The organism is Rhodococcus ruitaii, from assembly GCF_055230935.1.
In genome coordinates this window covers 1-24,422 of the sequence record NZ_JBUYWC010000022.1, presented here as the reverse complement: position 1 = coordinate 24,422, position 24,422 = coordinate 1, and the positions used below count along the sequence as shown (strand labels likewise).

The following is a 24,422-nucleotide window of genomic DNA, read 5'->3' as shown; positions in this document are numbered from 1 at the left end:
AGGGAAGGGCGATCGATGAGCACGCTCCACAAGTTCAAGGCCTACTTCGGAATGGTCCCGATCGAGGATTACGAGGACGACTACCTCGACGACCCGGCCGGCCCTCGTCGCGAGCGTGACTACGGTGAGCAGTCGTACGGTGCGTACGCCCCGCGTCGCGAGGAGTACCAGGCTCCGCGCCGCGACGAGGCCGCGCGTGACTTCGCGGACGACGACTTCGATCGCTACGAACCGCCGGTGCGCAGTGCGCGGGTCGAGCCGATCACTGCCCGCGCCCCGCGTCCGGCGCCGGCTCCAGCGCGGCCTCCTGTCCGCTCCACGATGGCCGCGGAGTCGAGGCTCGAGCGGACGGAGGCGCGGCGCGGTGCGCTGTTCGATGAAGGAGGTCCGTTGTCGAAGATCACAACGCTGCGTCCGCGCGATTACGGTGAGGCGCGCACGATCGGTGAGCGGTTCCGCGACGGGACTCCGGTGATCATGGATCTCGTCGAGATGAGCAACGCCGATGCGAAGCGGCTGGTCGATTTTGCGGCCGGACTGGCGTTCGCTTTGCGCGGGTCGTTCGACAAGGTCGCGACGAAGGTCTTCCTGCTGTCGCCCGCAGACATCGACGTGTCCGCGGAAGAGCGTCGCCGCATCGCCGAGACCGGCTTCTACAGTCAGCAGTAGTCCGCGCGGTGTGACTTCCGACGCGGTGCCCGACCCTCCCTCGAATGCACACTGAACGCTCGGCGTGATGCAGATAACTGCAGGCCGGGCGTTTCGGTTTGGAAGGGTTCGGGTTCGTCGGGCAGAGTGGGCGGGTGGCCGTATTCGATGTGCTGTACTTCCTGCTGTTCATCTTCTGGCTTCTGCTGATCGGACGAATCATTGTCGAGTTCATCAGAACCTTCGCGCGGGACTGGAAACCGTCGGGATTCGTCGTGGTGATCCTCGAAGCGATCTTCACGGTCACCGACCCGCCGGTGAAACTGCTCAGGCGTCTCATCCCGCCGCTCAATCTGGGTGGGATCCGGCTCGATCTATCCATCATGGTCTTGCTGTTCATCGTGTATTTCTTGATGGCGTTCATCCCGCGTAGCGGGGGCATCTGAGATGCGCCTCCGCAGCTCCGCTGGGGGGCCTTCACGCGCTTCGATGTGCCAGAATGGAATGCCATATACAGTGGGTTTTGATACGCGTGACGCACTGTCTGAACTACGGAACGCCTGCTTGACCGCTTATTTGACGCGTGAAGGGATCCTTCCATGCCGCTGACACCAGCTGATGTGCACAATGTCGCGTTCAGCAAGCCTCCGATCGGGAAGCGCGGATACAACGAGGACGAGGTCGATGCATTTCTCGATCTTGTCGAGCAGGAGTTGACGTCCCTGATCGAGGAGAACGCCGACCTGCGCCAGCGCGTCGCGGAACTCGACCAGGAGCTTGCCGAGGCGAAGAAGGCGCCGCGCTCTGCTGCGCCGGCAGTGTCGCCGGCAAAGCCGGAACCGGCGCGGGTCGTCGAGACCCCCAAACCGGAGCCGACTCCGGCGCCTGCCCCGGCACCCACACCCGCCCCGGTGGCGGCGGCCGCGCCGGCCAGCGGCGATGCGAGCATGCAGGCCGCGAAGGTGCTCGGTCTTGCCCAGGAGATGGCCGACCGGCTTACCGGCGATGCCAAGACGGAGGCCGAGGAGTTGGTGCGCAACGCGCGCACGAACTCCGAGCAGCTCGTCTCGGACGCGCGTACGCGCAGCGAAGCCATGATTGCCGACGCTCGCCAGAAGTCCGACGCGATGCTCTCCGACGCGCGCACGCGTTCCGAGACACAGCTCCGTCAGGCCAAGGAGAAGGCCGATGGGCTTCAGGCGGATGCCGAGAAGAAGCACACCGAGATCATGGCGACGATCAATCAGCAGCGCTCTGTCCTGGAAGACCGGATCGAACGCCTCAAGACCTTCGAGCGTGAATACCGGGTGCGCCTGAAGTCGTACCTCGAATCGCAGCTCGAAGAGCTCGAGCAGCGCGGTTCCGCGGTGCCGGTGGACAGCGGCGCAGATGCGTTCAACCAGTCCAACTCGTCGTCGTTCGGTTCGTCGTCCTTCGCCAAGGGCAACAGCTGAGCCGAGGCCCGGGCCTGGTTCCGCACCTCGGTTGAGGAGGTGTCGTGCTCGTTGTGACGTTGGTGCTCGCAGCGATCGGATTCGGTCTTCTCGTTATTGCTCTGATGACCGGATCCATCGTGTGGGCCTGGGGTTGTATTGTGGTCTGTGCCGTGGGCGGGATACTTTTGCTCGCGAGTTCCCTGGCGTCCCGGGACTCGATGGATGTGGGGCGACCTGCCCGTCGGCGCACCTTGCCGGGTGCGCGGCCCACGCGAGGCGACGAACAGCGCGATTCACGAGAATGACCAGCACTGCCTACAATGGGCAGCGCGAGTACGTGTCCTTCACGAGTGCGGTTCCGTGGGGGCGAGTACGCTACTGATGTTTCCCGCGCGTGCGGGACGGCGTCGATCCGGCCATCACCGGGGAGCCTTCGGAAGAACAGTGCCGAGCGAATGCGCCTGTATTCGTGAGGCAGTCAGTAGAACCGAACGGGTAGGGCCCGTGACAGCCCGAACGAAGAGGCACCCCGCCGGACAGCCGGGGGAGTGCAAGCGGGGTGGTACCGCGGTGACCGTGCAGAATGCGCGGTGATCGTCCCCGTGCCGACGATGCGAGGCACGGAGGAGTCACGCGGTGACCGAGAACATCAATACCACTGCAGCGTCAGGCGGCTACCCGCGGGTCGACTACGGCGTCGCCAAAGATGCCGGCGTCGACTTCCCCGATCTCGAGGAACGAGTCCTCGCGCACTGGGCCGAGGACGATACCTTCACTGCTTCCATCACCAATCGTGCGGGCGCTGAGGAGTTCGTGTTCTACGACGGCCCGCCGTTCGCCAACGGACTCCCGCATTACGGGCATCTGCTCACCGGCTACGTCAAGGACGTCGTTCCGCGTTTCCAGACGATGCGCGGCAAGAAGGTCGACCGAAGGTTCGGGTGGGACACCCACGGGTTGCCGGCCGAGCTCGAAGCCGAGAAGCAGCTCGGCATCAAGGACAAGTCCGAGATCGACACGATGGGCCTGGCCGAGTTCAACGCGTACTGCAAACAGTCGGTGCTGCGGTACACGGGCGAGTGGCGCGACTACGTCACCAGGCAGGCTCGCTGGGTGGACTTCGACAACGACTACAAGACGCTCGACCTGGACTTCATGGAGTCGGTCATGTGGGCGTTCAAGTCGCTGTACGACAAGGGCCTGATCTACCAGGGCTTCCGCGTGCTGCCGTACAGCTGGTACGAGCAAACCCCGCTGTCGAACCAGGAGACCCGGCTAGACGACGCGTACAAGATGAGGCAGGACCCTGCCGTCACCGTCGACATGGTGCTGCGTGCGCCAGGCACCGAACTCGACGGGGCCAATGCGCTGATCTGGACCACAACGCCGTGGACGTTGCCGTCGAACCTCGCGATCGCAGTGCACCCCGAGATCACCTACGTCGCAGTACGCGCAGGTGAGGACGACCAGGCGAAAACCTACCTGCTGGCGAAGGATCGCCTCGGCCATTACGCCCGCGAGCTGGGTGACGAACCCCAAGTGCTGGCCGAATACACCGGTACCGATCTGGTGGGGCTCGCGTACGAGCCACCGTTCGATTTCTTCGTGGGTCGTGACAATGCCCACCAGGTGATTGCCGCGGATTATGTGACCACCGAATCGGGTACCGGAATCGTCCACCTTGCACCGGCTTTCGGTGAAGAAGACATGGAGTACTGCCAGCGCAACGGTATCGAACTGGTGCAGCCACTCGATCCGGGCGGCAGGTTCACCTCGATGGTGCCGCCTTACGAGGGCTTGCAGGTGTTCGATGCGAACCCGGTCATCATCAAGGATCTCAAGGCTGCCGGAAAGCTGTTGCGGCATGAGACGATCCAGCACTCCTACCCGCATTCGTGGCGCTCCGGCCAGCCGTTGATCTACATGGCCGTGCCGTCGTGGTTCGTGGCCGTCACCCGGTTCCGCGACCGCATGGTCGAACTGAACCAGGAGATCACCTGGGTCCCCGAGCACATCCGCGACGGCCAGTTCGGCAAGTGGCTCGAGGGTGCGCGCGACTGGAACATCAGCCGGAACCGCTACTGGGGTAGCCCGATCCCCGCGTGGGTATCCGACAACCCCGAGTATCCCCGGCTCGACGTCTACGGTTCACTCGACGAACTGGAGCGCGATTTCGGTGTGCGCCCGGACGATCTGCACCGGCCGATGATCGATCAGCTCACGCGCCCCAACCCGGACGATCCGACCGGCAAGTCGACCATGCGTCGTGTGCCGGAGGTGCTCGACTGCTGGTTCGAGTCGGGTTCGATGCCGTTCGCGCAGGTGCACTACCCGTTCGAGAACCAGGACTGGTTCGACTCGCATTACCCCGGCGATTTCATCGTCGAGTACAACGGGCAGACCCGCGGGTGGTTCTACACGCTGCATGTCCTCGCGACCGCGCTGTTCGATCGTCCGGCGTTCAAATGCGTCGCGGCGCACGGCATCGTCCTCGGTGAGGACGGGCTCAAGATGAGCAAGTCCAAGGGCAACTACCCGGACGTCAACGAGGTGTTCGCCCGCGATGGCTCCGATGCCATGCGCTGGTTCCTCATGTCGTCGCCGATCTTGCGCGGTGGCAACCTCGTCGTGACGGAGCAAGGTATCCGGGAGGGGGTGCGGCAGGCCCTGCTGCCGTTGTGGAACGCGTGGAGCTTCCTGCAGTTGTATGCGCCGAAGACCGGCACATGGCGCACCGATTCGACCCACGTCCTCGATCGGTACATCCTGGCGAAGCTCGCCGAAACCCGCGACGCCGTCACCGAGGCGCTCGAGGTGATCGACATCGCGGGTGCGTGCGACGAGGTGCGCACCTTCTGCGATGCGCTGACCAACTGGTACGTACGTCGGTCGCGGTCGCGGTTCTGGGAGGAGGACGCCGATGCGATCGACACCCTGCATACGGTGCTCGAGGTCGTCACCCGACTTGCGGCCCCGCTGTTGCCGCTGGCGACCGAGGTGATCTGGCGTGGCCTGACAGGTGGCCGCTCGGTGCATCTCGCCGACTGGCCCGACTCAGATGAACTCCCCGCCGACCCTGATCTGGTGGCGGCCATGGACGACGTGCGATCGGTGTGCTCGACGGTGCTGTCACTGCGTAAGGCCCAGCAGCTTCGGGTGCGGCTGCCGCTGCCGCAGGTGACCGTCGCCAGCGCCGGCTCTGCAGCATTGCAACCATTCGTCGATCTGGTGAAAGACGAGGTCAACGTCAAGAACGTCGTCCTCACCGACGATGTCGAAGCACACGGTCGTTTCGAAGTCGTCGTCAACGCACGTGCGGCAGGCCCGCGTCTCGGCAAGGACGTCCAGAAGGTGATCAAGGCGGTCAAGTCGGGAGACTGGAGCGAGAACGCGGATGGCACTGTCACCGCTGCGGGGATCGCGCTGCTACCGGAGGAGTTCACCACACGTCTCGTGGCTGCAGAACCGGAGTCCACTGCGGCCCTGCCGGGCGGTGCGGGGCTCGTGGTCCTCGACTCGACGGTCACCGAGGAACTCGAAGCCGAGGGGTGGGCGAAGGACCGCATCCGCGAACTCCAGGATGCTCGACGCACCCTCGGGCTCGATGTCTCGGATCGCATCTCGGTGCGGTTCGAGGTCCCTGCCGACCGCGTCGAGTGGGCGGACCGGTACCGCGATCTCATCGCCGGCGAGATTCTCGCGACGACGTTCGAGATCGCCCCGGCCGAGACCGATCCGATCGAACTCGGCGAGGGTGTGCGGGTGTCCATCACGAAGGCGTAGTGGCACTAGTATCGGCGGAGGTGCACCACGATTCGAACGACCCCATTGCGGCAGCCTTCACCGGCGTCGAAGTGGCCCTGTTGGGTGAGGTGGCGACGCGCCGCGGCGACGAACTGATCCCACTTCCGGGCCTGCGTGCCCGCAGTCTCCTCGTGGCGCTGGCACGCAGGCCGGGTCGCGCGCGCAGCCCCCGGTCGCTGATCGAGGACGTATGGGGCGACGAGCCGCCGCGCTCGGCGACGAACGCGTTGCACACCCAGATCTCCCGGCTCCGCGCTGCGCTACCCGACGGTGTGCTCGAGAGAGGCCCCGCAGGGTATCGACTCGGCCTCGACCGGATGCAGGTCGATCTGACATTGGTGCGCATGTGGGAGCAACGTGCGCAGCAACAGCGTGCGGACGGAGATCTCTCCGGCGCTGTGGCGACCGTGCGTCAGGCGCGCGCGTTGTGGCGCGGTGAGCCGGGTGCGGATCTGGCGCCAGGTGACCTCGCTCGCGAGATCGCCGAGGAGGCCACTGCCCGTGCAGCGGCTCTCGATGCCGTGGAACTCGCCGCGACGGTTGCGATGGGCGAGCTGGAGCAGGCGTTGCCGCTGGCTCGTGCAGCCGCTGCGCAGGCGCCCGTCGACGAACAGGTCCACGGTCAGCTGATGCTGGTGCTCTCCGGTCTCGGGCTCGCCGGCGACGCTCTCGAGGTGTTTGCCGGACTCCGCACCAGGCTCGCCGACCGGCTCGGTGCCGATCCCTCACCCCGGTTGGTCGACCTCAATACGGCGATCCTGAAGGGGGAGTCACCGAGGCCCGCCTCGACACCGGCGGTCGACGTGGGAACACACGTACGGACGCACCGCGCGCTCGAACCGGAACACGGAGCGGCACCGACGATTCAGCGTTCCGTCGGACTGCGCGCAGCGCCCAATGCTCTGCTCGGGCGCGAGGCAGATCTGGCTGAAGTCGAGCGCCTGTTGACCGATGCGCGCGTGGTCACCGTGCTCGGTCCGGGTGGCACCGGGAAGACCCGTCTCGCGCACGAGATCGGCCTTCGGGCAGCGCGAGATGTCCCGGTTGCGCTGGTCGAGCTTGCTCCGTTGCGCAGCGGCGCCGACGTGGTCGCCGCGATCAGCTCCGTGCTCGGGATCGGTGAGGTCGAGCTGACTCCCGGGACGGTGTTGCCCAGAGCACGGGTACACGATGCGCGTGAGAGGTTGCGCGAGGCACTCTCGTCGCGTCCGTCGCTGCTGATCGTCGACAACTGCGAACACCTGATCGACGACGTTGCCGAGGTCGTTGCGGACCTGGTCGCGGCCAGCGGGCAGCTGACAGTGCTCGCCACGAGTCGCGCTCCGATGGCGATCACCGCCGAGGTCGTGTACCCGCTGCCCCCGCTGGACGTCGCGGAGAGTGGGTCACCGGCAATGGAACTGTTCAGCATCCGCGCGCAGGCCGTGCGGCCCTCGGTGCGGTTGGACCCCTCGGAAGTGGCACGACTGTGCCGAACGCTCGACGGTCTTCCCCTCGCGATCGAACTGGCTGCCGCGAGGGTGCGGACCATGACCGTCGAGGACATCAACGACCGTCTCACCGACCGGTTCACGCTGCTGCGCTCAGGGGACCGCACGTCGCCCCACCGGCATCGCACTCTGTACGCGGTCATCGAATGGAGCTGGAATCTCCTTGGACCCGACCAGCGGGCGGTGCTGCGCCGGTTGTGCGGGTTCCCGGCCGGGTTCACGCTCGACGCAGCTGTCGCGGTCTCGCAGTGGGGTGTGGTCGCCGGTGCGGCAGACGCGGTGGAAGGTCTCGTGACCCAATCGATGCTCACCGTTGTCGAGGGTCGAGCAGGTCTGCGGTACGTCATGCTCGAGACCGTCCGTGAATTCGGGGAGGAACAACTGACCTGTGCGGGCACCGGCGAGCGCGCCTCGATTCAGGAGCGGGCCTTCGATTGGGCGGAGCGGTTCTGTCGCGACGCTGTGCGGAGCTTCCTGGACGGTGACCAGATCACGATCTCGTATGCAGTTGATGCCGAACACGACAACCTGCTTGCGGTGCTGAGGCAGGCGCTCGACGCGGGACGGGATCGGACTGTGCTGACCGTGTTTCCGGTGCTCGCCGTGCTGTGGATGGTGCGAGGCACCCACTCCGAGGTGCTCGCCTGGTCGTCTCGGATTCTCGACCTCGACGCTCGCGGTGAGGGAGCACGGGAAGTGCCGGGAAACCACCTGGCGGTGAGTTACCTGATGGTGGTCGCGGTCATGGCGTTCACCGGTGTTTCCCGTGCTCTGGCCATCGCCCGGGTCAGACTGCGCGACATCGTCCGGATCCGAACCGATCTCGATCCGATGATCGCAACGTGCACCGCTGTGCTCGTGCTTCCGATGACCGGTCGGGGTGTCGCACGTGCGCTTGCCGTCGCGGTTCGGCATCCCGATCGGGCGGCGCGCGGTGCCGCGCTCATGGTGCGGTCCGATCTGCGAGTGAACAACGGTGATCTGTTCGGCTCAGCTCGGGACGGCAGGGCTGCGCTTGCCCTTGCGCGGGCCTCAGGGGAAGAGTGGACGGTCTCCATTATCAGCCATCACCTCGGCAGTATCGCCGCGCAATCCGCCCGATACGAGGAAGCGGTCGGCTATTACCGCGACAGCGCCGACCTCATTGGGGAGCTGCACGGATTCGACGAGTCAGCGGCTCTGCACAGTAATGTTGCCGCTGCATTGGTCGGACTGGGCCGGATCGACGAGGCGCGCCACGAACTGGAGTCGGCCGGCCCTCTCGTGGAGGCCGGCGACAGCGCGGAACAACGGGATCGGAGCCAGGGCACAGCGGCACTCGCGGCGAGTCGCGCCGAATTGGACTTGGCCTCCGGTGATATCGAGGCCGGACTGCGCGGCTACCGATCGGCCCTCGCGCTGAGGGGCTGGCCGGACCCCGATCCGGACGATGCTCCGGATCTGTTCGGAACCATGATGATTGCTGCGGTGACCATCGACGCCCATGTACTCGTGGGTCGAGCAGCCGAGGCGCGCCACGTCGTCGACTGGTTCGGTAGAAGGATGAGGGACGAACTCGAATCGGATGGATATCGTGATCTTCCGGTGATCGGTGCCGTGGCATGCGCGATCGGTAGCTTCGACATCGCAGCCGGCTCCGAGTCCGGATTGCGGTTGCTGACTCTGTCCACGAGAGTGGTTCCACGTCAGGACTTTCCGTCGATGCAGGTGTCGCGACACCTGGACCGTGCCCGTGCCGTCCTCGGTGGTGACCGCGTGGTGGAGGCGCTCGCCGCGGTAGCGACGACACCGCGCGCTCGCGCCAGGTTGCTCATCATGGAGATCTTCGCCGCCCGCGAGTAGTCCCGGCATCGAGGACCGGACGTACTCACGGGCGACACCCACCTACTCCTTGCGCATGTAGATGCGGACGGTCAGCGGCGCGATGACCGCGACGAGGAGTGCGGCCCCGAGGAGCGACCACACGAGATGGATCCCGACGTTGCCGTTGTTGACCAGCTCCCGGACGGAGGTCACGAGGTGTGAGACCGGGTTGACGTTCACGAACGCCTGCATCCAACCCGGCATGGTCTCGGCGGGCACGAACGCGTTGGACATGAAGGTCAGAGGGAAGATCACGAGCATCGAGATGCCCTGCACACTGGACGCCTTGTTCATCAATACACCCATCAGTGCGAAGATCCAGCTGATCGCGAAGGCGCACACGACGACGAGCAGGCCTGCGGCAACGATGCCGAAGATCCCGCCTTCCGGTCGGAAGCCCATCGCGTAGCCCACCGCGAAGGTGATGGTCGTTGCGATCGCATACCTGGTCACGTCCGACAGCAACGCACCTGCCAGTGGTGAGACCCGGGCGATGGGCAGGGATTTGAATCGGTCGAAGACTCCCTTGTCCATGTCCTCGCGGAGTTGGGTGCCGGTCACGATCGAGGCTGTGATCACCGTCTGGACCAGGATGCCGGGAATGATGATCGGCAGATACGATGCGACGTCGCCGGAGATCGCGCCGCCGAAGATGTAGGTGAACATCACCGTGAAGACAATGGGTTGGATCACCACGTCGAACAGTTGCTCGGGGTTGTGTTTGACCTTGATGAGGCCGCGATAGCCCATTGTCGCGGATTGCGCGAGCGTCCCGCGTAACCCGATGGTGTGCACGGTGGGGCGGGGTGCGGTGCCGGGCCGGCCGTCGGCGAGCGTGGTGGTCATGCGACGTTCCTCTGGTTGTCGGTGGTGGCTGCGTCGGCGCTGTCGGCGCTGTCGGTGCGGTGCCCGGTGATCGTCAGGAACACCTCGTCCAGGCTGGGCTTGCTGACGGTGATTTCATCGACGGCAATGCCGTTGTCGCGCAATCGGATCAGTAGATCTGCAGTGATCGAGGTGTCGGACAATGGTGCCGTGAGCCGCGCCGTGTCGGGACTGACGGCGACGTCCCCGTCCAGCGCTTCGGCGAGGAGCGTGCGCGCCGTGTCGATGTCGTTGCGATCGGCCAGGCTCAGCTGGAGCGATGACGTGCCGACCGAGGTCTTGAGTTCGTCAGCGGTGCCGTCCGCAATCACGCGGCCGTGGTCGATCACTGCGATCCGATCGGCAAGCTGATCGGCTTCATCGAGATACTGGGTGGTCAGCAGTACCGTCGAGCCCTCATCGACGAGCCGGCGGATGGTGTCCCACATCTGTGCACGGGTCCGTGGGTCGAGACCGGTGGTCGGTTCGTCGAGGAACAGTAGCGGCGGATGCGAGATCAGGCTGGCTGCGAGGTCGAGGCGTCTTCGCATACCACCCGAGAAGTTCTTCAGGGCCCTGTTCGCCGCGTCGGTCAACGCGAACTCCTCGAGCAACTCGGCAGTCTTGCGCCTCGACGCCGCGCGGCTCAGCCCCAGCAGCCGAGCGAAGATCATCAGATTCTCGGTCGCGGTGAGATCCTCGTCGACCGAGGCGTATTGGCCGGTGACACCGACCAGCGAGCGCACCGCGGTCGGTTCCTCGGAGACGTCGTGTCCGAAAACCCGGGCGCTACCGGCGTCCGTCCGGAGCAGAGTGGCGAGCATGCGGATCGTCGTGGTCTTGCCGGCGCCGTTGGGGCCGAGCACGCTGTAGACGGAGCCGGCCGGCACGGTGAGGCTGACGCCATCGACGGCGGTGAATGCGCCGAAACGCTTGACGAGTCCCTCGGCCTCGATGGCCGGTGTAGACGAGTAGTACATGCGGGAGGTCCTTTCTCGGATCGGTGTGTCGAAGCCACGATCCGCGCCCCCGGTTGCGTGCCTCTTGCGCTGCCCTTGCATGCCGCTTGCACTGCTCTCCGCGCGTTGTCACGCTCAGAAGCACGGGCGTCGGTGCGTCCCTCTAACCTGGGGAGATGACCACTGGCGTGAACCGGCGCTGGGTCCTTCACGTGGACCTCGACGCGTTCTTCGCGTCCGCCGAGCAGCTGACCCGGCCGACCCTTCGGGGCCGTCCGGTGCTGGTCGGTGGCCTGGGGGTGCGGGGGGTCGTGGCAGGCGCGAGCTACGAAGCGCGCGGATTCGGTGCGCGTTCGGCAATGCCGATGAGCCGCGCCCGCAGACTTGTCGGTGCGGGTGGCGTGGTGCTCCCGCCCCGCGGTGTCGTGTATCGAGAGCTGAGCACCTCGGTGTTCGACACGCTCCGGTCCCGAGTGCCCGTTCTCGAGACGCTCTCGCTCGACGAGGCGTTCGCGGAACCGGCCGAACTGGCCGGTGCGTCCGCCGAGGACGTCGACCGCTTCGGTGTGGAGCTGCGCGCGGAGGTCCTGGAGAAGACAGGTCTCGTGGCCTCCGTCGGTGCGGGCTCGGGAAAACAGATCGCGAAAATTGGGTCGGGGCTGGCCAAGCCCGACGGCCTGCTGGTCGTGCGGCCCGAAGAGGAACTCGCGCTGCTGCACGGCCTGCCCGTGCGCAGTCTGTGGGGCATCGGACCGGTCGCCGAGGAACGGCTACGGAAGCTCGGTATCGACACCATCGGACATTTGGCGGCGCTGCCCGTCACCGAAGCCGCCTCCATTCTGGGCACAACGATCGGCCCCGGACTGCACCGGTTGGCCAACGGACTCGACGACCGCCCCGTGGTCGAACGCGCCGAGGCCAAACAGGTCAGCGCCGAAACCACCTATCCGGCCGACATCGTGGCGCTACCTCAGTTGCGCCGCGCGGTGACCTCCAGTGCAACTGCTGCGCACCGGCGGTTGTGTACGGACGGACGTGCCGCGCGGACCGTCGTCCTCAAACTGCGCAAGTCCGATATGTCGATTCTCACCCGGTCGACGACACTGCCCTATGCCACCGAGGATGTGCAGGTCCTCACCGCCGCGGCCCAACGACTCGCCCTCGACCCACTCGAGATCGGGCCGATCAGACTCGTCGGTGTCGGCTTCGCGGGGTTGTCGGCTCTTGCGCAGGATTCACTCTTCCCGGAACTCGATGCGCTCGAATCGGAGTCGCCGCGAGGCGACCCGGTCACCGACGCTGTATCCGAAGGGATGCAGGTGGCGGATCGGCGTTGGCTACCCGGAACCGATGTCCGGCATCCGGATTTCGGACACGGATGGGTCCAAGGGGCCGGGCACGGTGTCGTCACGGTTCGGTTCGAGACGAGGTCCACCGGCCCGGGGCCTGCGCGGACGTTGGCCGAGGCAGATCCGTTGCTCGACCGTGCTGATCCGCTCGTCAGCTTGCGCTGACACGCGTTCTCGGCGCCCTCATGGTTCTCTCACTACCGCCGGGTACTCTTGCGGACAATCCGCCTGTCGCGGACCCATCCGTTGCTGGATGACCGAGCACGAAGGTCGTGTTCGTTCGAGAACGAGAAGGACGAGAATTTTGAAGCTTCGCAAGATCACCGTCGCTACGGTGGCACTCGCTGCCGCCCTCACGATGACTGCCTGCAGCTCCGACGACGGAGGCTCGACCGAGACGACCGCGGCAAACACGACGACAGCCACCACGACGGAGGCCGCCGTGGCGGACTATCCGCCGGTGCCCACCGTCGAGGAACTGCAGGCCATGCTCGACCAGGCCTTCGACGGCAGCATCCCGGCCGAGGAGAAGCAGAACCTCGTGCAGGGTGCAGAGCTCGACCCGACGCTGATCGATCAGGTCGCTGCAGCTGCACAGCAGGCCGGCGCCCAGGTCACCATCATCGACATCAACGACAACGAGGACGGCACCGCGACCGCTGGCATCGAGACCGCCATCGGCGACCAGGTCTCCACGGGCACGGTCATGTTCGTTGCCGAGGACGGCTTCTGGAAGCTGTCGCAGGACAACGCCTGCGCGATCGTGTCGCTGGCAGCCCTGCAGACGCCTGCATGCCCGTAGTTCCTGAGCGCAACCTCACGCCGTGAGACGACGACGGTGGCCGACGCGGAGATCCGTGTCGGCCACCGTCGTCTCGGAGACCGGGTGGCCGTGCCGGGTTCAGCTCTCGGGGGTGTGCCAGCCGACCCGGTCCACCTGGGACTGCGCCAGCCGGGTTGCGCCGTTCGGGTCGAGATAGGTCTGGTCACCGCTCACTGTGAAGTCACCCTGAATGGGCAGTGGTTTACTCGGGTCGATGGTCAGCGTTCCGTCGCCGGCCATCGTGTACTGCTCGACGGCGAGCTGACCTTGCCCGTTGGGGAGCATCCAGGTCGATTCCTGCGGGATCTGTTCGACACGGATGTCCACTCGAACCCGGTCGTCATCGCGCGAGACGAGAGTAGCCGTGCCGACCTGGTCGATCGTGATCCCGGAGCTCATCACCTGCTGGTGACTCTCCCACACCGCACCCACGCCGATTGCTTCGTCGGGGAACGCCACCATCCGGTAGACCGCCTGGTAGAAGGCCTGTTCGAGTGCCGAGCGTGCCACATTGGGCACCGCGGTACCGGGCTCGAGTCGCAGTGCACTGACCGCGCCGTTGGGGCCGATCGTCAGACCGGCCCCAGAACCCTGGACCTCGGTGAGGGAGGTCTCGAGATGCGGGTCGGGGGTACTGACATCGCCGAGGACCAGATCGACCACGGTGCCGGATGCTCCGTCGGTCACCGACTCCGTGACCGTGGCGGACAGCGGTGTCGTCAATTCGGGCGTCGAGAAGTCCTGTGTCGCTTGATCACCGATCTGTTGGTGAACCTCGGATCGTGTGGTGAGGATCACGTTCTGCCGGGTTCCGGTCGCGGGTGTCAGACGCACCGGCTCGCGAGGTTCTGCTCCCGGATCGAGCACGGTCGCGATCACCGCAGACACCGGCACCGTCACCTCTGTCGAGGAGCCGGCGGTGACGGCGGGAACATTGTCGGGGGCATCACCGCATCCTGTGACGAGCGCGGTGAGCGACAGGACGGCGGCAAAGGCGCATGGTCTCGTATGGGTGAATCTCGACAGCACAGGCACGCCACCAGGGTAGCCACGACGGGCGCGGTGGCCGCGTCCTCGGCCGTGTAGGGGATGATGGCGGGGTGAGTGACGAAGCTACCCGGCCCGATCCTGCGTTCGGTGCGCCGGAGCCGCCCGCGCAGGATCCCCCGGTGACAGTGCCGGTGAGGCGGAAGCGGCTGCGTTATCTGCTCGTCCTGGCATGTGTGATCTACGTGGCCGACCTGCTCACGAAAATCGCGGCGGTCCACTTCATCGACCCGTCCGATCCGATCTCGATCATCGGCGACACCGTGACGTTGACGTTGATCCGCAATCCCGGCGCTGCGTTCTCGATGGCGACCGGTATGACGTGGGTGCTCACGCTGGTTGCGATCGGTGTCGTCATCGGTGTGATCAAGATCGGGCGGACATTGCGCTCGACGTGGTGGGCGCTGGGATTGGGGCTGGTGCTCGGAGGTGCGCTCGGAAATCTCACCGATCGGCTGTTCCGCTCGCCCGGCCCGATGCAGGGGCACGTCGTCGACTTCGTCTCGGTCGGATGGTGGCCTGTGTTCAACGTCGCCGATTCGGCGATCGTCTGCGGTGCGATCCTGCTCGTGGCATTGACCGTGTTCGGCATCGAACCGGACGGAAGCCGTGCGAACTCGGGGGACGCGGCGAAATCTGCGGACGCTGCCGGCCCGGAGCGCACACAGGGCACCGAGTCGGGAACCGACAGAAAGGGAAACAGCCAGTGAGAGAAACCCGGGCGATGCCCGTACCGGATGGGCTCGATGCGATGCGTGTCGACGCCGGGCTGGCCCGTCTGCTCGGCTTGTCCCGGACCGTGGTCGCTGCGCTCACCGAGGAGGGTGCTGTCATCATGGACGGCACACCGATGGGCAAATCGGATCGGCTCTCGGCGGGATCGTGGCTCGAAGTGGTCCTGCCCGAGCCGCCGCGCCCACTGACCATCGAGGCGAAGCCTGTCGAAGGCATGGAGATCCTCTACTCCGACGACGACATCGTCGCAGTCGACAAACCGGTCGGTGTGGCCGCGCACGCGAGCGTCGGCTGGACGGGGCCGACGGTCATCGGTGGTCTGGCCGCCGCGGGCTTCCGCATCTCGACCTCGGGTGCCCACGAACGTCAGGGAATCGTGCACAGGCTCGATGTCGGCACGTCGGGCGTCATGGTCGTCGCGACCTCCGAGCGTGCGTACACCGTGCTCAAGCGGGCGTTCAAGCAACGCACCATCGACAAGCGTTACCACGCTCTCGTGCAGGGTCACCCGGATCCGAGTAGCGGCACCATCGATGCCCCCATCGGCCGGCATCGCGGCAGCGACTGGAAGTTCACCGTCACGGCGGACGGCAAGCCCAGCATCACGCACTACGACACCGTCGAGGCGTTCCAGGCGGCGAGCCTGCTCGACATCCACCTCGAGACCGGCCGTACCCATCAGATCCGCGTGCACTTCTCGGCATTGCGGCACCCGTGCTGTGGTGATCTGACCTACGGCGCCGACCCGCGGCTTGCGGCGCGTCTCGGGCTGGAACGTCAGTGGCTGCACGCCCGCTCCCTCGGGTTCGCACACCCGACGCGAGGGAACTGGGTCGAGATCACCAGCAAGTATCCTGCCGACCTCGAGGACGCCCTCGACGTGTTGCGCAACGCCTGAGCGATGTCTCGGATCCTCCCGTGGGCGGTGACGGCCACATTGGTGCTCGCAGTGATCCTCGCCGGTGTGCTCAATCCGGTCCGTCCGGCATCGGTGCGTACCGACGCACTCGGTCCCGACAACGGCGAACAGGTGTCGGACTATCTCGGTCGGGCCGAGACCAGTCTGGCCGACCTCGGGTCCGAGCCGAGTTGGGCCCTCGTCTCGTTCACCGAACCGGTGGATGTCGCTGCGGTCGCCGCATTGCCCGGCGACGCGCGCGTGGCCCAGGTTCTGTTTCGAGTACCGATCGACCGGGTCCAGACCCCGCTCGTCACCGTCGCCGTGTCCGCGCACCCCGAGGCGTTGCGCCGCGCTCCGGGTGTGGCGGCAGGACGACTACGCGGGGCCGCGGCGGGAAGCGATCGCGCGGCGCGGATCGCCGCGGTCTCCGCCGATCGACTCGCAGCCGACTGCGCCTGTGCGGTGGGGATCGTCGTACGGGGTGCCGGCGACCAACTGCGAGAGGTGGCCACTGCCCCCGCAGTCCGGGCCGTGGAAGCGTTGCCGCCGGACGCCGTGGCCGGGAGGTTCTCGGTGAGACCGCTTCTGCCCGAGCACATCGACACGGTGGCTCCCGGTGCCGACGACGGCGAGCCGTAGCGAGCAGCGCTGCGGTACGCGGCCGGTACCGGCGTGAAGGAATAGAGTTGGCGGGTGAGTGCCGTCGATCGTAGTCCCGACAGCGTCGGAGTCCTGTGTGGGACCGGGGCCTATCTGATCTGGGGTTTGTTCCCCGTGTTCTTCGGTTTGCTGGCGCCCGCCGGGGCACTCGAGATCCTCGCGCACCGGGTGGTGTGGACTCTGCTGCTCATGCTGCTGTTGCTTGCAGTGCTCGGGAAACTCGGCACATTGCGGGGGCTCGGCCTTCGGACGTGGGCACTGGTCGCAGCAGCGTCGGCGGCGATCGCCGTGAATTGGGGAACCTACATTTACGGGGTGACGTCGGGGAGGGTCGTCGAGACGGCCCTCGGGTACTTCATCAACCCACTGGTCAGTGTCCTGTTCGCAGTGCTGTTCTTCCGGGAACGGTTGTACCGCGCGCAAATCGCGGCGCTGCTGCTCGCCGCCACAGCGGTCGTCGTCATCACCGTCGACTACGGTCGCCCGCCGATCATCGCGCTGACGTTGGCGTTGTCGTTCGCGTCGTACGGGGTGATCAAGAAGATCGTGCCGCTCGAACCGAGCACATCACTGACCGGCGAGGGGGTGGTCGCGGTACCGTTCGCGGTCGGCTACCTGGTGTTCCTCGCGGCGACGGGTACCGGCACGTTCTTCGGGAACGGCCCCAGCCACACACTGCTGCTGGTGTCGGCGGGTTTGGTCACTGCGGTGCCGCTGCTGCTGTTCGGGGCGGCGGCGCAACGGGTGCCCCTCGCGACGCTGGGAATGCTCCAGTATCTGACACCGAGCCTGCAGATGGCGTGGGGTGTCCTGGTGCTGCACGAGGCGATGCCCGCGTCGCGGTGGATCGGGTTCGCACTCATCTGGGGAGCACTCGTGATCTTCAGCGCAGACGCGGTGATCCGTGCTCGTCGCGCTTCCCAGGCAACCCTGACACGTACGACCGCGTCGGTGGGTTCGACGATGGTGGGTCGGGGACGTCCTCGACCCGCGCATCGCCGGCGCCGTACATGAATGTTGCTCGCATGAAAAAGAATTCCTGTTCTTTTCTGGTGTGTCAGGCTTCGGGGATGGCGATGCCGGCGTTCTCCAGCGTCAGCGATGCCGGTTCGGGGCCGCCGCGCACACCGGTGTCGAGGGCGTCGATCGCGGCCAGTTCCTGGTCGGTGAGGGTGAAGTCGGTGACGTCGAAGTTCTCCGAGATGCGGTGCGGTGCCACCGACTTGGGGATTGCAGACCGGCCCTGCTGCAAATGCCACCGCAGCATCACCTGTGCGGGGGTCTTGCCGTGCGCCTCGCCGATCGTGCGGAGCGTCGGATTGTCGAGGGTGCTCGAGTTCTTCCCGTCGCGGTAGAACGTGATGCCGCCGATGGGGGACCACGCCTGGGAGACGATGCCGTGCTTCTCGTCGGCGGCGAGCACGCCGGGCTGCCGGAAGTACGGATGCACCTCGATCTGGTTGACGGCGGGCACCACGTTGACGGAGGTGAGCAACGCGTCCAGGTGATCGGGCATGAAGTTGCTGACACCGATCGCGCGGACCTTACCGTCGGCGAGCAGTGTTTCGAGCGCCCGATATGCCTCGAGGGTCAGCTCGAATCGGGTCGGTAGCGGCTGGTGCAGGATCAGCAGGTCGAGTTGGTCGACGCCAAGTTTGCCGGTGGCCTTCTCGAACGCGTGCAGGGTGGTGTCGTAGCCGTAGTCGCTGATCCAGACCTTGGTTTCGACGAACAGGTCGGTGCGGTCCACACCGGAGCGGCGGATCGCCTCGCCGACCTCGCGTTCGTTGCCGTAGGCGGCGGCGGTGTCGATATGGCGGTATCCGGTGCGCAGGGCGGTTTCGACGGCGGTGATCGTCTCCTCCGGCGGTGTCTGGAAGACGCCGTAGCCGAGCGCGGGCATGGTGACACCGTTGTTCAGGGTCAGGGTAGGAATCGTGTTCACTGGCATGTCTCTCACGGTAGGAGGGTTCGCGCGGTGCCGGGAGGGTCTGTCGTTACCTTGTTCGCCGGTTCCCTGCTCACCGGATTGTCGCGACACCGGGAACGACGAGTCCGAGCCCGGTACTTTCAGAACCTCCCACCGTCGGCTACCCGGTCGTACCGTTGAAGACATGGATCTGAAGGCAGAAACGGGTGAGTTCCTCGCCTCGCGGCGAGCCAGGATCACCCCGGACAAGGCTGGACTGCCCGCGTACGGCGGGAATCGGCGGGTGCCGGGACTGCGGCGCGAGGAAGTGGCGATGCTCGCCGGGGTGAGCGTCGACTACTACACCCGCCTCGAACGCGGCAACCTGCGCGGTGTGTCCGAATCGGTGCTCGAGGCGTTGGTCGAGGCACTGCAACTCGACGAGGCCGAACGCGTCCACCTGTTCGATCTGGCGCGGGCGGCGAACGCCTCCGGTGCCGCGCGGTCCCGGGCGCGCCGAGCGTCCCCGGCGACGGTGCGGCCGGCTGTGCAGCGCATCCTCGACTCGATGGAAGGCGTGCCCGCGTTCGTTCGCAACGGCAGGCTCGACATCCTGGGGGCCAACCTGCTGGGTCGGGCCCTGTACGCGCCGATGTACGACTCGCCCGAGCGGATCGCCCGCCAACCGGTGAACACCGCGCGGTTCCACTTCCTCGACGCTGACGCCGCGCAGGCGTACTGGGAGGACAAGTGGGAGAAGGTCGCGCACGATGCCGTTGCGATCCTTCGTGCCGAAGCGGGGAAGAACCCCCACGACAAGGTGTTGATCGCCTTGGTCGGTGAACTATCCACGCGCAGTGAGGATTTCCGAAGGATGTGGGCGTCGCACGATGTGCGCCTCCATCGCAGCGGAACGAAGGTCTTCCACCATCCGGCGGTCGGTCGGCTCGAACTCGCCTACGAGGCACTGGAACTACCCGCGGACACCGGCTTGCAGATGAACGTGTATACGGCTCCACCCGGCTCGCCGTCGGACGATGGACTCAAACTGCTTGCCTCGTGGGCGGCCACGACGTTGGCGCCGGAGGTCGACGAGCAGACCGGGTCACGGAAAGTGAACTGACGCGAACACTGTTGCGGGAGGCGGTGCCGTCGCGGGCAGCGGTCTCGTGAACGAAAGGGAACACATGCAGTACCGACCACTGGGGCGCACAGGCGTCCACGTTTCACCGCTCTGTCTCGGAACCATGATGTTCGGGCCGTGGGGAAACGACGACCGAGCCGACGCGTCACGCATCATCAACCGTGCACTCGATGCCGGCATCAACTTCGTCGACACCGCCGACATCTACTCGGGTGGCGCCTCGGAGGAGATCCTCGGGGAGGCGATCGCGTCGCGCCGCGACGAGGTGTTCCTCGCGACGAAGTTCTTCATGCCGATGAGTGAGAACCCGAACGAACGCGGCGGTTCCCGGCTGTGGATCATGCGCGCGGTCGAGAACTCGCTGCGCCGACTGGGCACCGACCACATCGACCTGTACCAGGTACACCGCCCCAGCTCGGACACCGATATCGAGGAGACCCTCGCGGCGCTCACCGACCTGGTGCGACAGGGGAAGATCCGTTACATCGGGTCGTCGTCGTATTCGGGTTCGCAGATCGTCGAAGCCCAGTGGGCGGCGAAGGAGAACCGGTTCTCGCGGTTCGTCACCGAGCAGCCCCCGTACTCGATCCTCGTCCGGGGCATCGAGGAGGATGTGCTGCCCACGACGCAACGCCACGGCATGGGCACCCTGTCGTACAGTCCGCTGGCCGGTGGATGGCTGTCGGGGCGGTGGCGCAAGGGCAGTGCATCGGCGCCGACGTCGCAGGCCAGGCCAGGCGTGCGGTTCGATATGTCGACCGCCGCGAATCAGCACAAACTCGACCTTGTCGAGGATCTCGCCGTGTTGGCGGAGGGCGCCGGGATGTCACTGATCGAGATGGCGATCGCGTTTGTGATCAACCATCCGGGAATCACGAGTGCCATCGTTGGGCCGCGCACGATGGAGCAACTCGACAGCTACCTGCCCGCTGCGGAGATCACGCTGTCACCGGATGTTCTCGACCGCATCGACGAGATCGTGGCGCCCGGTGTCACCGTCAACCCCGACGACAACAGCTATGGTGCGTACGAGTTGCTGCCGGACCAGCGCCGGCGCGAGTGATACTCGGTTGCCGGAGGACCCGTCCACGGTGGCTACCTCGCGTCGATGCGGAGTGTCGTGCCGCGGGCAGGCTCGCGGTTGAGTGCCTGCGTGGGAGCCCCGTTGCCGTACTTCTGTCGGTATGCCTCGTCGACCGCCTCGTCGTGTGAGGGGTCGTCGGTGTAGTCGACAGCGCGCTGGGTGCCGTTCCACTGGATCGCGCCGGCCATCTGCCGTTTCACGCCGACGTACCAGGCGGCGTCGGGTCCGTTGACGGACCGGGCGTACAGCACCCCGTCGACGACGACGTGCCAGATGATGCGGAAGCTGCGCAGTGATCCGTCCTTGCGGCTACCGGCGACGTGGATCTCGGAGGCACTGTCGATGGCGTCGAGTTCCTCGGGTGTCCAGGTGGTCATGCCGTTCCTTTCTGTCGTGCTCAGTCCAGGGTGAGCCATCTGGACGAGATGTGGCAGGTACTGGTAAAACCGGGGAGAAGGAGGGTGAGAACGATCTTGCCGGACTGCATTTCCGGGTCACCCGTGATTCTCTCGGGCAGTGGTATGCGTCGTTCGTGGTCACCCGCAAGCGGCAACCGATCCTCGCGGTCGCTCCGGACAGTGCTGTCGGGATCGGCTGGAGTGTGAGCAGGACCGCGACCGCCACGGATACGGAGTTCGATCTGCCGCATGTCGAACACCGTTCGGTTCTCGCGCAACGATCATCGGACGCTTCAGTTCCCCTGAGTCTCCGGCGCCGAACTCGCGATGTTGCGTTCGTTCGGATCGGGCGATGCGTCGCCCGTCCGGCCCGCATCGCGCAGCGCTTCGGCCAACTCCGTGTCGTCCGGGTCGCGGAGAACGACGCACGGCGAACCGAACACGGCCACAGGCAGATCGGCTTCGGCCAGCCTGAGTTCGGCCATGTAGGTGTCCGCGGTGCCTCCGGACTCGAGATCGATGAGCACGGACGATATTCTGTGGTTGTCCGCCCATTCCCGCAGTCGCTGGGTACGGGGGTTGTGGGAGTGTCCGACGATGCGGACATCCGCGGTGCTTTCCAGGCCGATCGCGTGCCGGACGAGGAAGGCGCGCTGCACGATCTCACGCAGTTCGGCGTCCGTGTCGAGCGCCTCGCGCAGCTGCGCGATCGTGAGACGCAGAACGGCGCCGTCTCTGACCGCGACTGCGGCCCGGTGCACGGTGTCCTGATCTAACAGGTCGAGCGCCCCGAGGAAGCGTCGCTCGCCGTGGACCCGGACCACCTGTTCGCGACCCTCGGGTCTGGCGACGACCGCCACCGCGCCGGACAGGATCACGTGGAAGTCGTAGCCGCGGTCGCCGGGACGGTAGAGGACGTCGCCGCGGACGACGTCCCGTCGTTCCCCGATCTGGGCCAGCCGCTCGATCTGATCGTCGGTGAGCCGCGGATGGTCGCCGCCGGTGTCGGGTGTTTCGGGAAGGTCGGCGGGGAGATCGTCCAGCAGGTCGGCGGTATCCCATACCGGTGCGGGCGTCGACACCGTCCGGTGATCGGCTGGCGGGGGCGGGGTCCGGAACGTCCGCCTCTGCTCGGTTCTCGTTGTGCCGAGCAGGGCGGCGGCGAGGGAATCTGCGTCGTGCGGCCCGGTGTACAACCGGCCGTCGATGTAGAAGGCGGGCATCTCGCCCGCGCCGCTCGCCTGGGCCGATTCCGCATCGTGACGCACCCGTCGTGCGAACCGACCGGAACCGAGATCCCTCGTGAAACGCGGGGTGTCGAGACCGAGGGCGTCGGCGTGTGCGAGAAGCTCGCTCGGGCTCAGTTGATCCGAATGGGTGTAGAGGCGGTCGTGCATCTCCCAGAATCGTCCCTGGTCGGCGGCCGCCTCCGCGGCCTCGGCAGCCATCTGTGCCTGCGGGTGGATGGCCGTCTGGGGGGCGTGGCGGAACACGTAGCGGAACCGGTCGCCCAGTCTCTCGTGAAGTTCGTCGATCCCACCCCACCCGCGGTACGGGGCCTGGAAGTCCCCGAACCCGACCAGGGTGAGCGGGGCATCGGCGGGACCGCGAATGTGGTCACGGTCGGTGTCGACCGGGGGGTCGAGCAGCTTGGGTCGCGTATCCGCCGGTCGGCGCCGCGCCGCGGCACGCAGAAGTGCGCTGCCCAGGATGCCGGCGATGACCGATGCTGCCAGCACACCGATCCGGGCCTGGTTCGCGAGCTCGTCGTCGGTGAAGGCCAGGTCGACGATGAACAGTGAGATGGTGAAGCCGATCCCCGACAACGCAGCCCCACCCACCACCTGGAATCGGTCGATACCGGGAGCGAGGATCCCCAACCGCAACGTGACCGCGAGCCAGGTACCCAGGGAGATTCCGATCAGCTTGCCCACGACCAGACCGGCGACGACACCGATCGTGATCGGGGAAGTCAGCGATGCCGTCAGCGTCCCTCCCGTCAGCGGGACACCGGCGTTGGCCAAGGCGAACAGAGGCACGAAGAGGAAACTCACCCACGGGTCCCACAGCTCCCGTTGCCGCGGGCCCGGAGGCATCGACCGTTCGATCGACAACCGTGCGGCACGTGCAGAGTCCGCGTTGGGGGACTGCCCGTACATGCGGGCGCGCCGCAGGGCATCTTCCACCTCGCCGCGCCGGGGAAGGTACGCCGGTGTGACCAGGGCGACGGCCACACCCAGCAGGGTCGGGTGAATGCCGGACAGATACAGCGCCACCCACGAGACGGTCCCGATCGCCAGGTACGCCGGACCCCGCCACACTCGCAGCTGCCGCAGGCCGATCATCACCAGCAGCCCTGCCACAGCGACTGCCAATGCGAGAAAGTCGAGGTCCTCGGTGTAAAATATCGCGATCACCGTCAGCGCGCCTACGTCGTCGCCGATCGCGACTGCCAGCAGGAACACGCGTAGCTGGGGCGGGACTGCGGATCCCAGCAACGCCAGGATTCCGATCACGAATGCGGTATCGGTGGAGATCACCACACCCCACGCGCCGACCTCCCCGCCGGAAACGTTGAAGGCCACGTAGACCAGCGCTGGGACGGCCAACCCAGCGAGTGAGGCGATCAGGGGCACCGCGGCGCGGCGCCGGTCGGCGAGCTCCCCGAGGACCAATTCGTGCTTGACCTCGAGCCCGACCATGAAGAAGAAGAAGGTCATCAACCCGTCGTTGACCCAGTGCTGCAGTGTCAGCGACAACTGCGCATCACCGATGCCCACAGCCAGTTCGGTGTGCCAGAAGGTTTCGTAGGTCTCGCCGAACGGCGAGTTGACCCACACGAGCGCGACGATTGTGGCCAGCAGCAGGAGAGCTGCCGCACCGACACCGCGGCTCAGACGGGCTCGCAGATCACCGATGCGGGGCGCGGTTCCGGTAACGGATGCTGAGTGGCTCACGGATCGACGGTAGGACGAGGCGACTCGCCCGAACAGGCCCCGGCAGTACCTGCCTCAGCGGTGTGGCAGACCGGACGCGTCGCCGTGGGCGCCTACACTCGTCCGTGCCCACGAAGATCCAGGAAGAGGCACGCGTGTCCGACTCGTTCGTTCATCTGCACAACCACACCGAGTACTCGATGCTCGACGGCGCGGCCAAACTCGGCCCGCTGTTCGCCGAGGCGCAACGGCTCGAGATGACGGCGGTCGGCATGACCGACCACGGCAACATGTACGGCGCCAGCGAGTTCTACAACTCCGCGACGAAGGCCGGGATCAAACCGATCATCGGGATCGAGGCCTACGTCGCAC

Annotated in this window: 21 protein-coding genes; 15 read left to right on the top strand and 6 right to left on the bottom strand. The window is 66.2% G+C overall.

Annotation, left to right across the window (positions count from 1 at the left end; genetic code table 11):
- Positions 1 to 15: 15 nt before the first annotated feature.
- From ACZI8W_RS23740 to ACZI8W_RS23715, 6 genes are all read left to right on the top strand, one after another.
- Complete coding sequence (locus ACZI8W_RS23740; protein WP_463370979.1) at positions 16 to 669, top strand: cell division protein SepF; 654 nt, start codon at positions 16 to 18, stop codon at positions 667 to 669.
- A 134-nt stretch (positions 670 to 803) separates the two neighbouring features.
- Complete coding sequence (locus ACZI8W_RS23735; RefSeq protein ID WP_463370978.1) at positions 804 to 1,094, top strand: YggT family protein; 291 nt, start codon at positions 804 to 806, stop codon at positions 1,092 to 1,094.
- Positions 1,095 to 1,247: 153 nt separating this feature from the next.
- Entirely contained in the window at positions 1,248 to 2,102 is an 855-nt protein-coding gene (gene wag31 / locus ACZI8W_RS23730) for a DivIVA-like cell division protein Wag31 (RefSeq protein ID WP_463370977.1), read from the top strand.
- Between the two features lie 44 nt (positions 2,103 to 2,146).
- Positions 2,147 to 2,389 (top strand): hypothetical protein, encoded by a 243-nt coding sequence (locus ACZI8W_RS23725; protein ID WP_463370976.1) that lies wholly within the window; start codon positions 2,147 to 2,149, stop codon positions 2,387 to 2,389.
- 331 nt (positions 2,390 to 2,720) lie between these two features.
- Positions 2,721 to 5,867 (top strand): isoleucine--tRNA ligase, encoded by a 3,147-nt coding sequence (gene ileS / locus ACZI8W_RS23720; RefSeq protein WP_463370975.1) that lies wholly within the window; start codon positions 2,721 to 2,723, stop codon positions 5,865 to 5,867.
- 20 nt (positions 5,868 to 5,887) lie between these two features.
- Positions 5,888 to 9,220 (top strand): AfsR/SARP family transcriptional regulator, encoded by a 3,333-nt coding sequence (locus tag ACZI8W_RS23715; RefSeq protein ID WP_463370974.1) that lies wholly within the window; start codon positions 5,888 to 5,890, stop codon positions 9,218 to 9,220.
- A 42-nt stretch (positions 9,221 to 9,262) separates the two neighbouring features.
- Here the strand turns inward: ACZI8W_RS23715 and ACZI8W_RS23710 are convergent, their stop codons facing one another.
- Together ACZI8W_RS23710 and ACZI8W_RS23705 are read right to left on the bottom strand one after the other, a co-directional pair.
- Positions 9,263 to 10,087, bottom strand: coding sequence for an ABC transporter permease (locus tag ACZI8W_RS23710; RefSeq protein ID WP_463370973.1), 825 nt, complete (start codon positions 10,085 to 10,087; stop codon positions 9,263 to 9,265).
- Positions 10,084 to 11,085 (bottom strand): ATP-binding cassette domain-containing protein, encoded by a 1,002-nt coding sequence (locus ACZI8W_RS23705; protein WP_463370972.1) that lies wholly within the window; start codon positions 11,083 to 11,085, stop codon positions 10,084 to 10,086. Before ACZI8W_RS23705 ends, ACZI8W_RS23710 begins: the two co-directional genes overlap by 4 nt.
- 155 nt (positions 11,086 to 11,240) lie before the next feature.
- Between ACZI8W_RS23705 and ACZI8W_RS23700 the strand changes: the two genes are divergently transcribed.
- Complete coding sequence (locus ACZI8W_RS23700) at positions 11,241 to 12,578, top strand: DNA polymerase IV (RefSeq protein ID WP_463370971.1); 1,338 nt, start codon at positions 11,241 to 11,243, stop codon at positions 12,576 to 12,578.
- A gap of 139 nt (positions 12,579 to 12,717) precedes the next feature.
- Positions 12,718 to 13,215: a WKL family lipoprotein gene (locus ACZI8W_RS23695; protein WP_463370970.1), complete on the top strand. Its 498-nt coding sequence runs from the start codon at positions 12,718 to 12,720 to the stop codon at positions 13,213 to 13,215.
- Between the two features lie 99 nt (positions 13,216 to 13,314).
- On the opposite strand, the gene ACZI8W_RS23690 is transcribed toward ACZI8W_RS23695, so the two are convergent.
- On the bottom strand, positions 13,315 to 14,271 hold the full coding sequence (locus ACZI8W_RS23690; RefSeq protein ID WP_463370969.1) for a hypothetical protein: 957 nt from the start codon (positions 14,269 to 14,271) through the stop codon (positions 13,315 to 13,317).
- 65 nt (positions 14,272 to 14,336) lie between these two features.
- On the opposite strand from ACZI8W_RS23690, the gene lspA reads away from it, so the two are divergent.
- The 4 genes from lspA to rarD are packed head-to-tail and all read left to right on the top strand — an operon-like array spanning position 14,337 to position 17,593.
- Entirely contained in the window at positions 14,337 to 14,993 is a 657-nt protein-coding gene (gene lspA, locus ACZI8W_RS23685) for a signal peptidase II (RefSeq protein WP_463370968.1), read from the top strand.
- Positions 14,994 to 15,007: 14 nt separating this feature from the next.
- A complete protein-coding gene (locus ACZI8W_RS23680) occupies positions 15,008 to 15,916 on the top strand; it encodes an RluA family pseudouridine synthase (RefSeq protein ID WP_463371033.1) in 909 nt (302 codons plus the stop codon).
- Between the two features lie 3 nt (positions 15,917 to 15,919).
- Positions 15,920 to 16,558: a hypothetical protein gene (locus ACZI8W_RS23675; protein WP_463370967.1), complete on the top strand. Its 639-nt coding sequence runs from the start codon at positions 15,920 to 15,922 to the stop codon at positions 16,556 to 16,558.
- Between the two features lie 54 nt (positions 16,559 to 16,612).
- The gene (rarD, locus tag ACZI8W_RS23670; RefSeq protein ID WP_463370966.1) at positions 16,613 to 17,593 is read left to right on the top strand and encodes an EamA family transporter RarD; all 981 of its coding nucleotides are present in this window, start codon (positions 16,613 to 16,615) and stop codon (positions 17,591 to 17,593) included.
- Between the two features lie 43 nt (positions 17,594 to 17,636).
- Here rarD and ACZI8W_RS23665 read toward each other — a convergent pair whose 3' ends face one another.
- Positions 17,637 to 18,530: an aldo/keto reductase gene (locus ACZI8W_RS23665; protein ID WP_463370965.1), complete on the bottom strand. Its 894-nt coding sequence runs from the start codon at positions 18,528 to 18,530 to the stop codon at positions 17,637 to 17,639.
- A gap of 163 nt (positions 18,531 to 18,693) precedes the next feature.
- Between ACZI8W_RS23665 and ACZI8W_RS23660 the strand changes: the two genes are divergently transcribed.
- Positions 18,694 to 19,611 (top strand): helix-turn-helix transcriptional regulator, encoded by a 918-nt coding sequence (locus ACZI8W_RS23660; protein WP_463370964.1) that lies wholly within the window; start codon positions 18,694 to 18,696, stop codon positions 19,609 to 19,611.
- A 64-nt stretch (positions 19,612 to 19,675) separates the two neighbouring features.
- Positions 19,676 to 20,695: an aldo/keto reductase gene (locus tag ACZI8W_RS23655; protein WP_463370963.1), complete on the top strand. Its 1,020-nt coding sequence runs from the start codon at positions 19,676 to 19,678 to the stop codon at positions 20,693 to 20,695.
- Positions 20,696 to 20,727: 32 nt separating this feature from the next.
- Here the strand turns inward: ACZI8W_RS23655 and ACZI8W_RS23650 are convergent, their stop codons facing one another.
- Positions 20,728 to 21,093 (bottom strand): DUF2255 family protein, encoded by a 366-nt coding sequence (locus ACZI8W_RS23650; protein WP_463370962.1) that lies wholly within the window; start codon positions 21,091 to 21,093, stop codon positions 20,728 to 20,730.
- A 314-nt stretch (positions 21,094 to 21,407) separates the two neighbouring features.
- Complete coding sequence (nhaA, locus tag ACZI8W_RS23645; RefSeq protein ID WP_463370961.1) at positions 21,408 to 24,071, bottom strand: Na+/H+ antiporter NhaA; 2,664 nt, start codon at positions 24,069 to 24,071, stop codon at positions 21,408 to 21,410.
- A gap of 134 nt (positions 24,072 to 24,205) precedes the next feature.
- Between nhaA and ACZI8W_RS23640 the strand changes: the two genes are divergently transcribed.
- The coding region (locus ACZI8W_RS23640) for a PHP domain-containing protein (protein ID WP_463371032.1) at positions 24,206 to 24,422 on the top strand (217 nt) is incomplete at its 3' end.

Coding starts and splice junctions, on each gene's coding strand:
- ACZI8W_RS23740 (WP_463370979.1), top strand. CDS start 16: ATGAGCACGCTCCACAAGTTCAAGGCCTACTTCGGAATGGTCCCGATC.
- wag31 (WP_463370977.1), top strand. CDS start 1,248: ATGCCGCTGACACCAGCTGATGTGCACAATGTCGCGTTCAGCAAGCCT.
- ACZI8W_RS23710 (WP_463370973.1), bottom strand. CDS start 10,087: ATGACCACCACGCTCGCCGACGGCCGGCCCGGCACCGCACCCCGCCCC.
- ACZI8W_RS23705 (WP_463370972.1), bottom strand. CDS start 11,085: ATGTACTACTCGTCTACACCGGCCATCGAGGCCGAGGGACTCGTCAAG.
- ACZI8W_RS23700 (WP_463370971.1), top strand. CDS start 11,241: ATGACCACTGGCGTGAACCGGCGCTGGGTCCTTCACGTGGACCTCGAC.
- ACZI8W_RS23680 (WP_463371033.1), top strand. CDS start 15,008: ATGCCCGTACCGGATGGGCTCGATGCGATGCGTGTCGACGCCGGGCTG.
- ACZI8W_RS23675 (WP_463370967.1), top strand. CDS start 15,920: ATGTCTCGGATCCTCCCGTGGGCGGTGACGGCCACATTGGTGCTCGCA.
- ACZI8W_RS23665 (WP_463370965.1), bottom strand. CDS start 18,530: ATGCCAGTGAACACGATTCCTACCCTGACCCTGAACAACGGTGTCACC.
- ACZI8W_RS23660 (WP_463370964.1), top strand. CDS start 18,694: ATGGATCTGAAGGCAGAAACGGGTGAGTTCCTCGCCTCGCGGCGAGCC.
- ACZI8W_RS23655 (WP_463370963.1), top strand. CDS start 19,676: ATGCAGTACCGACCACTGGGGCGCACAGGCGTCCACGTTTCACCGCTC.
- ACZI8W_RS23650 (WP_463370962.1), bottom strand. CDS start 21,093: ATGACCACCTGGACACCCGAGGAACTCGACGCCATCGACAGTGCCTCC.